The 14,539-nt window shown below is 59.4% G+C and carries 14 protein-coding genes; 11 read left to right on the plus strand and 3 right to left on the minus strand.

What is annotated here, in order from left to right; translation table 11 throughout:
* Window positions 1-63 precede the first annotated feature (63 nt).
* The 6 genes from OXS31_RS14755 to OXS31_RS14780 all read left to right on the plus strand — a co-directional run bounded on the left by OXS31_RS14755 (window position 64) and on the right by OXS31_RS14780 (window position 7,611).
* The gene (locus OXS31_RS14755; RefSeq protein WP_256594398.1) at window positions 64-1,218 is read left to right on the plus strand and encodes a ribonucleotide-diphosphate reductase subunit beta; all 1,155 of its coding nucleotides are present in this window, start codon (window positions 64-66) and stop codon (window positions 1,216-1,218) included.
* Window positions 1,219-1,312: 94 nt separating this feature from the next.
* Entirely contained in the window at window positions 1,313-3,373 is a 2,061-nt protein-coding gene (locus tag OXS31_RS14760) for an ATP-binding protein (RefSeq protein ID WP_267399940.1), read from the plus strand.
* A 151-nt stretch (window positions 3,374-3,524) separates the two neighbouring features.
* Window positions 3,525-4,571: a hypothetical protein gene (locus OXS31_RS14765; protein ID WP_267399943.1), complete on the plus strand. Its 1,047-nt coding sequence runs from the start codon at window positions 3,525-3,527 to the stop codon at window positions 4,569-4,571.
* A gap of 191 nt (window positions 4,572-4,762) precedes the next feature.
* Window positions 4,763-5,896 (plus strand): GGDEF domain-containing protein, encoded by a 1,134-nt coding sequence (locus OXS31_RS14770; protein WP_267399945.1) that lies wholly within the window; start codon window positions 4,763-4,765, stop codon window positions 5,894-5,896.
* 48 nt (window positions 5,897-5,944) lie between these two features.
* Window positions 5,945-6,421, plus strand: a complete 477-nt coding sequence (locus tag OXS31_RS14775; protein ID WP_267399947.1) for a GNAT family N-acetyltransferase — start codon at window positions 5,945-5,947, stop codon at window positions 6,419-6,421.
* 335 nt (window positions 6,422-6,756) lie between these two features.
* Window positions 6,757-7,611 carry a DUF6216 family protein gene (locus tag OXS31_RS14780; RefSeq protein WP_267399949.1) on the plus strand — a complete coding sequence of 285 codons (855 nt, stop codon included), beginning with the start codon at window positions 6,757-6,759 and terminating at the stop codon, window positions 7,609-7,611.
* A gap of 48 nt (window positions 7,612-7,659) precedes the next feature.
* Here OXS31_RS14780 and OXS31_RS14785 read toward each other — a convergent pair whose 3' ends face one another.
* Window positions 7,660-8,535 carry a LysR family transcriptional regulator gene (locus OXS31_RS14785; RefSeq protein ID WP_267399951.1) on the minus strand — a complete coding sequence of 292 codons (876 nt, stop codon included), beginning with the start codon at window positions 8,533-8,535 and terminating at the stop codon, window positions 7,660-7,662.
* A 176-nt stretch (window positions 8,536-8,711) separates the two neighbouring features.
* Between OXS31_RS14785 and OXS31_RS14790 the strand changes: the two genes are divergently transcribed.
* Complete coding sequence (locus OXS31_RS14790) at window positions 8,712-9,470, plus strand: SDR family oxidoreductase (protein ID WP_267399953.1); 759 nt, start codon at window positions 8,712-8,714, stop codon at window positions 9,468-9,470.
* A 6-nt stretch (window positions 9,471-9,476) separates the two neighbouring features.
* On the opposite strand, the gene OXS31_RS14795 is transcribed toward OXS31_RS14790, so the two are convergent.
* Window positions 9,477-10,220, minus strand: a complete 744-nt coding sequence (locus OXS31_RS14795; protein WP_267399955.1) for a class I SAM-dependent methyltransferase — start codon at window positions 10,218-10,220, stop codon at window positions 9,477-9,479.
* Window positions 10,221-10,317: 97 nt separating this feature from the next.
* On the opposite strand from OXS31_RS14795, the gene OXS31_RS14800 reads away from it, so the two are divergent.
* Window positions 10,318-10,785, plus strand: coding sequence for an RNA methyltransferase (locus OXS31_RS14800; protein WP_007160503.1), 468 nt, complete (start codon window positions 10,318-10,320; stop codon window positions 10,783-10,785).
* Here OXS31_RS14800 and OXS31_RS14805 read toward each other — a convergent pair.
* Window positions 10,782-11,612 carry an IclR family transcriptional regulator gene (locus OXS31_RS14805; RefSeq protein WP_115946501.1) on the minus strand — a complete coding sequence of 277 codons (831 nt, stop codon included), beginning with the start codon at window positions 11,610-11,612 and terminating at the stop codon, window positions 10,782-10,784. The two genes, OXS31_RS14800 and OXS31_RS14805, sit on opposite strands and share 4 nt — an antisense overlap.
* 238 nt (window positions 11,613-11,850) lie before the next feature.
* Here OXS31_RS14805 and OXS31_RS14810 point away from each other — a divergent pair, with 238 nt between their 5' ends.
* From OXS31_RS14810 to OXS31_RS14820, 3 genes are read left to right on the plus strand one after another with little or no spacing between them, the layout of a single operon-like run.
* On the plus strand, window positions 11,851-12,870 hold the full coding sequence (locus OXS31_RS14810) for an ABC transporter ATP-binding protein (protein WP_027601612.1): 1,020 nt from the start codon (window positions 11,851-11,853) through the stop codon (window positions 12,868-12,870).
* The gene (locus OXS31_RS14815) at window positions 12,867-13,733 is read left to right on the plus strand and encodes an ABC transporter permease (protein ID WP_027598974.1); all 867 of its coding nucleotides are present in this window, start codon (window positions 12,867-12,869) and stop codon (window positions 13,731-13,733) included. The genes OXS31_RS14810 and OXS31_RS14815 overlap by 4 nt, the downstream gene beginning before the upstream one ends.
* Before the next feature lie 4 nt (window positions 13,734-13,737).
* Window positions 13,738-14,532, plus strand: a complete 795-nt coding sequence (locus OXS31_RS14820) for an ABC transporter permease (protein ID WP_027598975.1) — start codon at window positions 13,738-13,740, stop codon at window positions 14,530-14,532.
* Window positions 14,533-14,539 lie beyond the last annotated feature (7 nt).

Raw genomic sequence — 14,539 nt, forward strand, 5'->3', positions numbered from 1 at the left:
GACACCGCCACCGCCAAGCCCGCCCAGGCCGCTGGCCAGCAGGCGCCCGCCCAGACCGAGCGCCTGGATTCCGAGGGCGACGCCCTGGTCCATGATGCCCGCGCCCTGTCCGCCGACGATTCCGACGCCGTGGCCCGCGCCAAGGCCGCGTTGAACGAGCTGGACATCCAGGAAGGCCTGGACGACCTGGAAGGCTCCTCCGCGCGCGTGCACGTCGGCGACAAGCAGATGATCAACGCCCGCGCCGACCTCAACCAGCTCGTGCCCTTCAAGTACGACTGGGCCTGGCAGAAGTATCTGGATGGTTGCGCCAACCACTGGATGCCCCAGGAAGTGAACATGAACGCCGACATCGCGACCTGGAAGAGCGCAGACGGCCTCACCGAGGACGAGCGCCGCATCGTCAAGCGCAACCTCGGCTTCTTCTCCACCGCCGACTCCCTGGTCGCCAACAACCTGGTCCTGGCCGTCTACCGCCTGATCACCAACCCCGAATGCCGCCAGTACATCCTGCGCCAGGCCTTCGAAGAGGCGATCCACACCCACGCCTACCAGTACTGCATCGAATCGCTGGGCATGGATGAAGGCGAGATCTTCAACATGTACCACGAGATCCCGAGCGTCGCGAAAAAGGCGAGCTGGGGCCTGAAGTACACCCGCTCCATCTCCGACCCCGAGTTCAAGACCGGCACCCCGGAGACCGATCGCCAGTTCCTCAAGAACCTGATCGCCTACTACTGCGTGCTGGAAGGCATCTTCTTCTATTGCGGCTTCACCCAGATCCTCTCCATGGGTCGCCGCAACAAGATGACCGGCACCGCCGAGCAGTTCCAGTACATCCTGCGTGACGAGTCCATGCACCTGAACTTCGGCATCGACATGATCAACCAGATCAAGATCGAGAACCCGCAGCTGTGGGATGCCCAGATGAAGGACGAAGCCACCCAGATGATCCTCCAGGGCACCCAGCTGGAGATCGAATACGCCCGCGACACCATGCCCCGCGGCGTGCTGGGCATGAACGCGGCGATGATGGAGGACTACCTCAAGTTCATCGCCAACCGCCGCCTGACCCAGATCGGCCTCAAGGAAGAATACCCGGGCGCCACCAACCCCTTCCCCTGGATGAGCGAGATCATGGACCTGAAGAAGGAGAAGAACTTCTTCGAGACCCGCGTGATCGAGTATCAGACCGGTGGGGCGTTGAGCTGGGATTGATGCTCTGCTAGAACGTATGTAGATTGATCGCTTATAAAGTTCGGATCAACGACATAGACCCCGCCGAGTGCGGGGTTTTTTTAAGGAAAAAATAATGAAAGGAAATGTGCTAGGCGATATCCGGGCCGAAAACGACTCCAAGATGCTTGAATCATCTTTTTGGGAGACCTCAGACTACAAATCATTACTTGAATCGAACGATAGATCCATTGTAGTAGGTCGAAGAGGAACCGGAAAAAGTGCTCTCGTACATATGCTTTCAAAGCATTGGTCTCAAAAGCCTCAAACCCGTGTAATTGTCATATCACCTGAAGAAGAACAAGTAATTGGACTAAGAGACACGTTCGAAATGTTTGGCGAAAGGTATCTCCATATTAAGGCCGGCTGCAAAATGGCATGGCGGTACGGAGTGTACATGGAGATAATAACCGACCTACTAAACCATTATAAATTTAGTAAAAATCTAGACATAGCGGCGGTGAATCATCACATTCAGACGTGGGGCCCCAAACGACAAAGCATATCTACGAAGATACGCAAAAAACTAAAAGAAATATCAGAACTTCCAAACACCCCTCAATCGAGAATAGCTGAACTATCCGACTTATTAGAGCTTGAATTGATCGAAGAGGTTCTTTTAGAAGCCCTTGAAAAATCTAAAATTCAATATGTTGTTTTCGCAGACAAACTAGACGAAGGTTACAGCCCTGACAACTTGGGCGTAGCAATAGTAGATGGATTCATACAGACAGTAATAGACATCAAAAGCAGATTAAAAGAAACGGCGATAGCTTTTGCCTTTGTCCGCGACAACATATATAGATCCATTTCCAAATTAGACCCAGACTTTACCAGAAACATTGAGGGGCAAACTCTACGACTACACTGGGATGAATATAACCTTTTCAACCTAACCTGCAACAGAATTCGCGTAGCATACAACTGCGAAATAGAGAACAACACTAGAGTATGGAATCAATTCACAGCAGCCGGCCTAAAAGGTAAAGAGGGCTTCCGCACTGCTTTAAAGCTTACGCTCTACAGACCCCGAGACATATTAGTTCTCCTTAATGATGCATTTCTCCATGCCAACTCTAAAGATCGAACAGAAATAGTCCTCGAGGACATAGAAGCGACAGCTAAAACCATATCAACAAACAGAATAAATGACTTACACAAAGAGTACGAATCTATTTTTCCGGCTCTAGAAGAGTTCACCGCGGCTTTCGGTGGAAGCCAGTCCGAGCTCACTACCGAACAAGCATTTTCAAGAATAGACTCAGTTCTAGAAAACGATAGATTTGAAAGATCAAAACAGCAAGACATCCTGCTTTTTGAAAGCCCGCTACAAGTAATAAATCGATTGTATAGTGTAGGATTTATCGGCATTTATAACGAAAACTCTGCATCTTTCGTTTTTTGCCATGATGGAAAAGAGCCGGACATAAGCTTTGTAGCAAACTCAAGATTACTAATTCATCCCTGTTACTGGCTTGCTTTAGGAACCTCCCAATCAGAGATAAGTCTAGGCGAAGCTGAAGACATACACGACGAATATGATATAGAAGTCAGCTCTATCTCGACCGAACAGAGAAATCAAAGAATTGGCTCTTTACTTCAAGAACTGATAGATATCCCCGAGGGGCAAGCGGGTGCAAACGATTTTGAAGCATGGTGTTTAAAGGCTATTAAAATCGCCTTTGCAGGCTCGCTATGCAACATTGAAATACACCCAAACAAAAACGGACTACAACAGCGCGACATAATCGGAACCAACCTAGCCGAAACAAAATTTTGGAAAAGAATAATACAGGACTACAAAACAAGACAAGTCATATTCGAGATAAAAAACTTCAAGGAGCTAGGCGCCTCTGAATACAGGCAAGTAAACTCCTATCTCTGCAATGAGTATGGAAATATTGCATTTATCATAACCAGAGACCACAACAACAACCTAACAAAAGACCGAGAGCTGAACTGGGCAAAGGAGCTATACAACACCAACAGAAAAATTGTAATTAAATTATCTTCAAAATTTCTCGAAAAGCATCTAAGAAAGGCCAGAAGCCCTCAGCGTCACGACGCAATAGACAAAGAGCTAAACAGCTTGATAGACACCTATCTAAGACAATACCTCATAAATAAATCGCGCTAAAAGCCATGCCCATTACAGAAGCACCTAGAAGTCTTTAAAACAGATAAACCAATAAAATCCATTATCAGCATTAATTGATTCTGTGAAATCCGTACCACACTGAATATTTAAAAATTTTGCTGCCCAGCTGCTGTTACTCAAGGACGAAACAATGACCCGCTGGACCGACCAACCCGCCACCGACACGGATGCCGTCTTCGACTTCATCCTCGAGTTCTCCGGCACCTTCCTGCGGCGTCATGCTTCGCTGCTGGCCAAGGTGCTGCCGCCGACCCTGGGTTTCGGAATGTTCCTGGCTTATTTTGCCCGTAATCATTTCTATCCCAGCTTCGATCTCTTCCAGTTTTCGTCGCTGTTGCTGGCCGCTGCTTGCCTGGGTTTTCTGACCATAGGCGCCTTCGTTGCCGCACTCTTTCTGCCAGGTGCCTGGGTCTATTACCGCTTCATCAACACGGCGGCGATCAAGGAAGACATCACCTATGCCCTGCCCTATCGCGGCGAAGGGCGCTTTCGCAAGATCATGCTGTTGATGACGCTGGTGTTCTTCGTGCCCTATCTGCTGGCAGGCTTCAGCGATGCGGCCATCCTCTTAGTCGATCCTGAGCTGTTCCTCAGCGTTGCCTTTCTAGCGCCTATCGCCATCACGCTACTGGCAAGCATGGCCATACAGGGGCTGTTCGACTTGCGCCGCTTCAGCTTCCTGAAGTTCGTCTGGGAGGCTTACCTACCGACAATGGTCGTCGGCCTGTTCATCTTCTGGATGCTGGCGCAGGCTTATCCACTGGTTAGCGATTGGCAGCCGCTGCTCAAGTGGAGCGCTCTGGCCATCGCCCCCTTCATCATTGCCTTCGTCACGACCATGACCTCCATGCTGATCATCGCCGGCTGGAAGGCGGCGATGATGTTCTCCCTGTTCTTCGCTCTCTTTCTGGCCGGCTATAGCGGTGTGCTCACCACCCTCCCCGAGACCATGGTCAGGACGCTGGGCCTGGGTAACTACCAGGCCAGGGCCATCGTGCTCGATACCTCCTACTGTGCCAAGGAACAGGCCAGAGTGCTGCCTACCGATGACCAGTGCGTGCTCAAGGAGGTACAGGTGGTCTGGTCGCTGGGGGAGGCCTTCGTGCTGCGGCTGGCGGATGGCAGCACCGCGCGGTTGCCGGCCACGGCGATTCGAACGCTGGTGAAAACCCAGTAACGGGTGGGCCAACTGCCCCAGCCAAAGGTCAGGTTTGAATTAGCGTTATCTGCCCGTCATCATGGCGCGCAATCCTCTGCCTCAAGCCCGCGCCTGCCGTGTCGATAAGACTGCGGTGCGGCTCCGCTTTGGCGGGCGCTCGTCCCAGGCAGGGAGCGTCCTTCTCGTATTCAGACAGGTCCGATTCGCCCATGGCACTCGATGCCCCCACCATGCTGACCCTCACCATCGCCCTGGCGGCTGCCGCGGCGGGCTATCTGGCCATCGAGTGGCGGTCGGTGCGCGATTCGGCGCTGCTGTACTGGAGCACGGGCTTTGCCCTGATTTGCGTGGGTAGCACCCTGGCGCTGTTGCGCAGCCAGGGGCTGCTGCTGGTGGGTATCTGGTTCGCCAATGGGCTGCTGATCTTCGTACATGGACTCTTTCTGCTCGGCGTGGCGCGCTTTACCGGGCGGCGCCTGAATCTGGGCTGGTGGGCCATCGCCGCCCTCTGGCTGGGGTTGCTGCTGCTGCCCAACGAGGCCTGGTGGTCCAAGGTGATGCTGGTGGTGCAGTCGCTGCTGATTGGCGTCCTGGCGATACGGGCGAGCTTGCTGCTGCGCCGGCGCAATGCCGGGGAACGGCAGCTGCGCATGGTGCTGCTGATCCACGGCCTCTTCTACCTGACCAAGATGATTCCGCCGCTCACCCCCGGCACCCTGATCGATCTGGCGGTCTATCGCGGCGCCATCATCCAGATCTCCCTGGTGGAGGGGGTGATGGCGGTGATGCTGATCGCCCTGTCGATGACCGGCACGGTGCGCTATCGCCGCGAGCAGCATATCGAGCGCCTGGCCGGTAGCGATCCCCTGACCGGCCTGCATAACCGCCGGGCGCTGGAAGCCGAGGCACCGCGACTGTTCGGCCAGGCGACACCGGCTCGACCCGGCGCCCTGCTGCTGATCGATCTGGACAACTTCAAGCTGGTGAACGACCTCCATGGCCACGCGGCCGGTGACGGCCTGCTGATCGCCCTGAGCGACCTGCTGCGCACTACCTTGCCCCGCCAGGCGCTGGCCGCCCGGCTGGGAGGTGATGAATTCGTGGTGCTGCTGGGCGAGGCGGCGGATGCGGATGTCGTGCGTTTGGCAGACACTCTGCGCCAGCGCTTCAACCAACTGGCGGCGCAGCGCTTGCGGACGCCCGAGCCCGTCACCCTGAGCATCGGCGCCGTGCTGTTCGATCAACCGCCGGAAAGTCTGGCGGCCCTGCTGGAGCGCGGGGACGGTGCCCTCTACGCCGCCAAGCGCGGCGGGCGGGATGGATTGCGGATGAGCCTGGGATGAGGCCGCGCTAATGGCTTAGGCTTGGGCGATCGCCTGACCGGAGCCACCATGCCCATCGCCCTCGAATCCCCCGATCAACCCGAGGTCATCGCCCTGATCGCCGAACTGGATGCCTATCAGGACGGCCTCTATCCGCCCGAGAGTCGTCATGCCCTGGATCTGACGTCGCTCATGCAGCCGAACGTATTGTTTATGGTCGCCCGCGATGACAGCGGCACTGCCCAGGGCTGTGGGGCCATGGTGCTGCAGGACGGCTATGGCGAGATCAAGCGGATGTATGTGAGCCCCAGGGGTCGCGGGCAAGGGTTGGGCGGTCGCCTGTTGGCGGAGCTAGAGCGTGAAGCGACAGGTCGCGGGTGTGAGCTGGCGCGACTGGAGACGGGGCCTTATCAGCCGGAGGCCTTGAGGCTTTATGAGTCTGCGGGTTACCAGCGGCGTGGTCCTTTTGGGGCGTATCGGGAGGATCCGTTGAGCGTGTTTCTCGAAAAGCAATTACTAGGTCTACCTCAGCAAAATAGTGCGTAATGAAGGCACATATTTTCGGTGAAAAGAGCGAGCCGCCTCATTATCAAAATCACCACCAAAGTTCAAGGCTTATTTCAAAATATGAAAAAGCTGCGCTCGTCTATGCGAAAAAACACCACAGAAAGCTTTATTACTAGTTTCTAGCCTAGCGGGCGATAGGCCACATATGCAGAATGGGTCGTTTCTAATGATTAACACCGCCACTCAACCACTTGGCACATTGCCAGTATAGTTAAAGAACAGACAGTGGTAAGGCATTATCTTGTTGCAATCCTCTAGACAATAACTGTAAAAGGAGCACGACCTGTCCAACAAACTTGAAGGTAGCACGTCTTATGGAAATCTCAGACGCGATAGACTTTGTAAAAAGCAATACCACCTTAATACTAGCAATCGGAAACCTAATCGCACTAAGTGCAGCTTTTGTTTGGATCTGGACAAGAACAGGTACCGGCTATCTACTCAAAGACTACATATGGAAATTTGCAGGAGGAGCGCCTGAATTTACAACAGAAGAATTTAATATTTTAAAAAGGAGAGAAAGAGAAACTGAAAAATTTAAATACGAGACTGGACTGAAAATTGGAAATCTTGAAGAAAGCATAAACTTTGCAAGATGGATAAATAATAACAAAATAACTCTAAGAGAAATAAAGCTAGCTTTTACTTATTTAAATCTAAAAGAAAACGACAATATTCACATTAAAAGCTTAAACTACAAACTTAGGAAATGGCTGTGTGTGACATTCATAGTAGCAGGCTACTTCGCCATCATCCTCTTAGCAACGATAGCAGCGAGTCCCTATGTGATGGCGCACTTTCCTGATTCTCCAAGCTTTTTTGCTTCCAAAAAAGAATTTAAAATTTCAATTTTTGACCAATCCGGTATAACTGCGGAAAAATGTAAAGACGAAACCCTCTTAAAAAATTACAGTAATAAAAAAGAATTTCCTATAGCTCAAACAAATTCGATATGCAAAAGCTTATTTGATCGAGACGGGCAGGAATGGGTAGACAAAAATATAAAAGCTCAAAAAATACTTTCATCCACACTTATTGCTTGGATATTCATTTACTGCTTAGTATCGGCAAGGCTTATAGCGAAGATTTCAGCAGCTCAGAAAATTCTCCGCCGTGTTGGAGAACATACTCCTGAATTGGGATTGCCATTCAGATCAAACTACAGATAAGCCGCTGTAGTTTAGGTCGCAGCAGGGACACCAGGAAGCTTTTCCACGCTACGGGGTGAATTCCGTTAACAGGAATTCCACGAAGCTCCTCACCGTCACCGAGCGCCATCTCGTCTGGGGATAGAGCGCGGTCAGGGGGCGGGTGAGTTCCTGGCCCTGGAAGAGGCGGACCAGATTGCCGGCGGCGACGTCGTCCTGCAGCAGGAAGGCCGGCTGGAGGATGACGCCGAGGCCTTGCAGGGCGGCGAGGCGCAGGGCGGGGCCGTTGCTGAGGTGCAGGCGGCCGGGTGGCAGCGGGCCGAAGGGGGTGCCGGTCTGGGCGCGCCATTGGCTCAGGGCGCGAGGGTCCATGCCGAGGCAGTCGTGGGCTTCCAGATCGGCCAGTCGCTCGGGCGTGCCGCGCTGGGCGAGATAGCCGGGCGCGGCGCAGCACCACATCACATAGGGCGCCAGGGGTCGCGCCACCAGGGAGGAATCGGCCAATTCACCGATGCGGATGGCGATGTCGATACCCTCCTCCACCAGGTCCTGGACGCGGTCGCTCAGCACCAGATCGAGGGTGACCTGGGGCTGCCGCGCCAGATAGTCGCCCAGCCGAGGCGTGAGGCCGTAGGTACCGAAGGACACCGGCGCCGACACACGCAGGATGCCGGCGGGTGCCAGGCGTTGGGTTTCGGCCTGGCGGTCGGTGTCGGCGACCAGGGCGAGGATCTCGCGGCAGCGGGCGTAGTAGCCCTCGCCAAAGGCGGTCAGGCGCTGGCGCCGGGTGGTGCGCACCAGCAGTTGCAAGCCCAGGCGCTTTTCCAGGCTGCGCAGGTGATTGCCGGCCATGGTCGGCGAGATGCCCTGGGCCTGGGCCGCTGCGGCCAGGCTGCCGCGCTCCACCACGGCGACGAACACCTGCATGCTGTCGAGCAGATCCATTCCACACTCCTGCTAAGGAATCCTCGCACTGGGAGGGTGTTTATCTCATCAGGGTGGTGGTTGAGGCTAGTGGCGTGGGTGAGGTGGCGAAGTGTTGGGCTTCGCTGCACTCAGCCAAACCCGTGGAAAAGGCTGCGCCGTTTTCCACCCTACGACCCTGAAGTGGAGAATCGATCATGGATCTGCAACTGCACGACCGTACCGCCCTGGTGACCGGCGCCAGCATGGGTATAGGCACGGGTATCGCCCGCGTCCTGGCTGCCGAAGGCGTTCGACTGGCGATCACCGCGCGGCGGCGGGAGGCTCTGGAGGCCCTGGCAGAGGAGATCGTGGCGGCGGGTCATGCCCGGCCGCTGGTAATCGCAGCGGATATCACCGACGCCGCAGACGTCCAGCGCCTGGCACGGGAAGCCGAGGAAGGGCTGGGTCGGGTGGATATCCTGGTCAATAACGCCGGCGGCACACGACCGCTTTCGATAACGGCGGACGACGCGGCCTGGGACGAAGCCTGGAATCTCAACTTCACCGCGACCCGCCGCCTGACCCAGGCGCTGCTGGGTGGAATGCGCGAAAGACGCTGGGGACGCATCGTCAATTTCAGCGGCAGCATGGAGCCGCGGGACGTGAACGGCGCCGGGGCGGCCAAGGCGGCGATCCAGTTCTGGTCCAAGGGGCTGGCGAGTCAGCTGGCGGCCGAGGGCATCACGGTCAACACCATCGCCCCGGGGCGGATCAATTCCGAGCAGATCCTGCAGCGGCTGCACCCGACGCCCGAAGCGCGCCAAGCCTTTATCGCCCGGCACATTCCCATCGGCTATTTCGGCGAGCCGGAAGACGTGGGCCAGGTGGTGGCCTTTCTCGCCTCACCGCTGGCGCGCTACCTAACCGGTGATGTGATCGCGGTGGACGGCGGGATGCATGCCCATGCCCACTAACACCCTCTAGCGTTTGACGCAGACGAACAGCGCATTGCCCGCCTCGCCGGCCCAGGGTTCGATGCGCTGGTAGTCGTGCTCCAGCACCTGGACCTCGAAGTGTGGCTCCAGCAGGGCCAGCAGTTCGGGGAAGTCCACCGCCACCATGGGGTGTTCGTCCTGCCAGGTCTGCTGCTGGCCGGCGTGACGGCGTTCGATGCGCAGACGGAGTTGCTGGTGCTCGCCCTCGCCCGGGTAGTGCCAGGCGGAAGCGAAGCTGAAGTGGCCGTCGGCCCGCGCGACGCTGTGGCCGACGCTGGAGCCATTGTCGATGCGGCGCTTGTCGACGGCGTTGAAGCAGAACAGGCCGCCCGGGGTCAGGGCCGCCTGGACCCGCGCCAGGCACGCCTGGAGCCGTGCGAGGCTACCGCTGTAATGCAGCGAGTAGAGGAAGCAGGTGATGAGATCGACCGGCTGCTCCAGCTCGAAGGCGCACATGTCCTGGCAGGAGAACTGGGCCTCGGGGCAGCGCAGCGCGGCCTGGGCCAGCATCGGCGGATTGAGGTCCAGCCCGCTGCTCTGGAAGCCGGCATCGAGAAAATGCCGCACATGGGGACCGGTGCCGCAGGCGAGATCCAGGTGACGGCTGCCGCCGTTGCCAAACAGCCGCTGCAGGCGCAGCACCGCCTGGCTCTGGGCCTGGTAGTCGATGTCGGCGCAGAGCAGGTCGTAGTAGGCCGACAGGTCGGTGTAGAGGGCGGTGGCGGACATCGCAGGGGCTCGGGGCTGAAGATGCGGGCGCGCATCTTAGTCGGTTTTCGCGATGATGGACGCCTTATACTGGCGGTTTTCCCGAGAGTCCCTTGACGTGAGCAACAAGAGATACGCCTGCATCGGCCTGAGCAACCCCAAGTCGCCGTCCAACGTCGGGTCCATCATGAGGGCGGCGGGCTGCTACGGGGTGGCCTCGGTGTTCTATACCGGCACCCGCTACGACCGCGCCAAGGATTTCGTCACCGACACCAAGAAGGTCCACCAGGACATCCCGCTGATCAACATCGACGACCTGCGCCGCATCCTGCCGCTGGGTTGCGTGCCGGTGGCGGTGGAGCTGGTGGACGGCGCCCGGCCGCTGCCCGAGTACACCCATCCCGATCGCGCCCTCTACCTTTTCGGCGCCGAGGACGGCTCCCTGAGCCAGGAGTTGCGCGACTGGTGTGAGGACGTGGTGTACATCCCTACCCAGGGCTGCATGAATTTGGCGGCCACGGTCAACGTGGTGCTCTATGACCGCCTGGCGAAGGGTAATAACACCCGCTCCGGTCCGCTTTTTTAACCAAACCCCTGGGTCGGCCGGCGCAAGACCGGATCGAAGGGGTTGATGCGCGCGGCGATAACCCCGGCTTCGCGGCGGAGCAGTTCGATCACCGTGGGCAGGCGCTGGGCGTTGAGGCGTTCGCTGAGGGTGCCCACGCTCAGGGCCGCCACTGCCCGGCCGTTGCGGTCGAGGATGGGCACGGCGAGGCCCGCCATGCCTGCCAGCACCCCGGTGTTGCGCGCGGCGTAGCCCTGCTGGCGGACGTTGTCGATCTCGGCGCGCAGCAGCACCTCGTCGTAATGATGGGCGTCGCGCAGCCGCGGCAGGTTGTAGCGGATCACCTCTTCGCGCTCTTCCTCGGGCAGGAAGGCCAGGATCGCCAAGGCGCCCTGGCCACCGCCCAGGGGCACGCGACCGCCGATGTCGCCGGTGAAGGTGCGGATCGGATAGGGCCCCTCGCTGCGATCCAGGCACATGGCATCGAAGCCGCTGCGTGCCAGCAGGAACAGCGAATCGCCGAGGGACGCCGACAGTCGCAGCAGACTCGGCCGCGCCAGGTCGCGCAGGTTGCCGACCTGGCCGGCGCGAGCCGCCAGGGCGAAGAAGTCCAGGCTCAGGCGGTATCTCTTGCTGCGGGCGCACTGCTCGACCATGCCCTCTTCCACCAGGCCGCGCAGCAGCCGGTGGGTGGTGGGTTGCGACAGGCCCACGCGCTCGGCCAGGCGGGTGACCTTTTCCCCTTCGGGATCCCCCTCGCCCAGGGCGCGCACTACGGCAAATACCCGGCTAATGGCGCCGACGCCTGGCTCAGCTGCCGCTGCCTTTCTTTCAATGGAATCTTCCATCGGCACTACTCCAAAATATTTCACTGAATGAATAAATCCGAAAAAAGAGTTCATTCAGTGAAAAACCTGCTTGTCCTGCATCCTAGGTCGCCCTTACCTTCAGGTCCATAGGGCGATACTCACAATCACCGGACGCCGCCATTCGAGCGAGCGCCAACGTCCAGATCCAGGCTGTCTTTCGCCCTGCCAAAACCTTGCCCACCGTCCCCGTGGGCGCGACCGGAGGAGCATTGCGGCCATGGCTTTCCTGACTCTCGACAATCTCAGCAAGCGCTACGGCGACAGCTACGCGGTGGCCGGTTCGACCCTGGCCATCGAGCGCGGCGAATTCGTCTCCCTGCTCGGCCCCTCCGGCTGCGGCAAGACCACCACCCTGCAGATGATCGCCGGCTTCGTCGAGGTCAGCAGCGGGCGCATCCTGCTCGACGGCCAGGACATCACCCATGCCAAGCCGGCCAGTCGCGGCCTTGGGGTGGTCTTTCAGAGCTATGCGCTGTTCCCGCACATGACGGTGCGCGACAACGTCGCCTTCGGCCTGCGCATGCGCAAGGTGGCGGGCGCGGAACTGGCGCGCCGCGTCGAGGAAGCCCTGGGCCTGGTGCACCTGGGCCAGCACGCCGAGCGCTATCCCCGCGAACTCTCCGGTGGCCAGCGCCAGCGGGTGGCCCTGGCCAGGGCACTGGTGATAGCCCCGCCGGTGCTGCTGCTGGACGAGCCGCTGTCCAACCTGGACGCCCATCTGCGTGAAGAGATGCAGTTCGAGATCCGCCGCATTCAGCGCGAGGTGGGCATCACCACCCTGATGGTGACCCACGACCAGTCCGAGGCGCTGTCCATCAGCGACCGGGTGGTGGTGATGGAGGCCGGGCGCATCACCCAGGTGGACGCGCCCTATCGGCTCTACGAGCATCCGCGCAACAGATTCATCTCCGACTTCGTCGGCAAGGCCAACCTATTGCCGGGCAGCCTGGATGCCCAGGGCCGGCCGCAGATCGCTGCTGGGGGCGCTCTGGCGATCTCGCTGCGGCCGGAAAAGATCGAGCTGCGCCCCGCCGGCGAGGGTCGCCTGCAAGGACGGGTGCTGACCCGCTTCTTCCTTGGCAGCCAGTGGCTGTACCGCCTGGAGACGGCGCTGGGCGAGGTGTCGGTGCTGCGCAGCAACGACGGGCTGCCGCCACTGGACGAGGGCCAGCGCGTCGGGCTGCACTGGGACGACGGTCTGTTGCGCCGTCTGGAAGCCGCGGAGGCTGCCGCATGAGCACCCTGCTGCGCGGCACCGGCCGCGCCTATCTGCTCAGCGCCCCGGCGCTGGTGCTGTTTGCCGGACTGCTGCTGGCGCCCCTGGCGCTAACCCTGGCGCTGTCCTTCAACGTCTTCGACTACGAAACCGGGATCAAGGAAGGCAGCTACACCCTGGCGCACTACCTGAGCCTGCTGGGCGATCCCTATTTCTACGAGATCTTCCTGCGCACCTTCTGGATCAGCGCCCTGGTCACCCTGCTCTGCGTGCTGATCGGGGTACCGGAGGCCATCGTCCTCAGTCGCATGGGCGCGCCCTGGCGCTCGATCTTCCTGATCCTAGTGCTGACGCCGCTGCTGATCTCGGTGGTGGTGCGCGCCTTTGGCTGGAGTCTGCTGCTGGGCGCCGACGGCCTGGTCAACCAGGCCATCGTGGCCCTGGGCGGGCGCCCGCTGAAGCTGCTCTACACCCCCTTCGCGGTAGTCGTCGGCCTGGTCCACGTGATGCTGCCCTTCATGATCATCCCGGTGTGGACCTCGCTGCAGAAACTCGACCCTGCCGCCGAACAGGCCGCGCTGTCCCTGGGCGCCAGTCACCTGACGGTGCTGCGCCGCATCGTGCTGCCCCAGGTGATGCCCGGGGTGCTATCCGGAACGCTGATCGTCTTCGGCCTGGCCGCCAGTTCCTTCGCCATTCCCGGCCTGCTCGGCGGACGCCGGCTGAAGATGGTCGCCACCCTGATCTACGACCAGTACCTGGCCGAACTCAACTGGCCGATGGGCGCCACCCTGGCGGTGGCCCTGCTGCTGCTCAACCTGCTGGTGATGCTGGGCTGGAATCGCCTGGTGGAACGCCGCTACAAACGTGCTCTGGGAGTCTGACCTAATGACCCGCAACGGCCCGCTCGGGCTCGCCTTCCATACCCTGGTGATGGTCTTCATGCTGGCGCCGCTGGTGGTGGTCTGCCTGGTGGCCTTCACCCCGGAGAACACTCTCAGCCTGCCCACCGCCGGCTTCTCGCTGCGCTGGTTCGCCGCCGTCTTCGAGCGAGCGGACTTCCTCACCGCCTTCTACAACAGCCTGCAGCTGGCGGCGCTGTCGGCCACCCTGGCGACGCTGATCGCGGTGCCGGCGGGGCTGGCCATCACCCGCTACCGTTTTCCCGGCCAGGGCTTTCTCAACGGCCTGTTCCTCTCGCCGATCATCATCCCGCACCTGGTGCTGGGCGTGGCCATGCTGCGGCTGTTCGCCCTGCTGGGGGTGAACGGCAGCTTCAGCTGGCTGGTGCTGGCCCACGTGGTGGTGATCACCCCCTATGTGCTGCGCCTGGTGATCGCCGCCGCCATCGGCATCGACCGCAGCGCCGAGCAGGCCGCCGAGAGCCTGGGCGCCAGTCGCACCACGCTGTTCTGCCGCATCACCCTGCCGATGATCCTGCCAGGCGTGGCCGGCGGCTGGCTGCTGGCCTTCATCAACAGTTTCGACGAGGTGACCCTGTCGATCTTCGTCACCTCCCCGGCGACCCAGACCCTGCCGGTGCGGATGTACGTCTACGCCACCGAATCCATCGATCCGATGATGGCGGCGGTGTCGGCCCTGGTGATCGCCCTCACCGCGGCCACCATGATCCTGCTCGACCGCATCTATGGCCTGGATCGCGTGCTGGTGGGCAAACAATGAACAGCCG

Source organism: Pseudomonas sp. GM_Psu_1 (assembly GCF_026544185.1).
Classification (GTDB): Bacteria; Pseudomonadota; Gammaproteobacteria; order Pseudomonadales; family Pseudomonadaceae; genus Chryseomonas; species Chryseomonas oryzihabitans.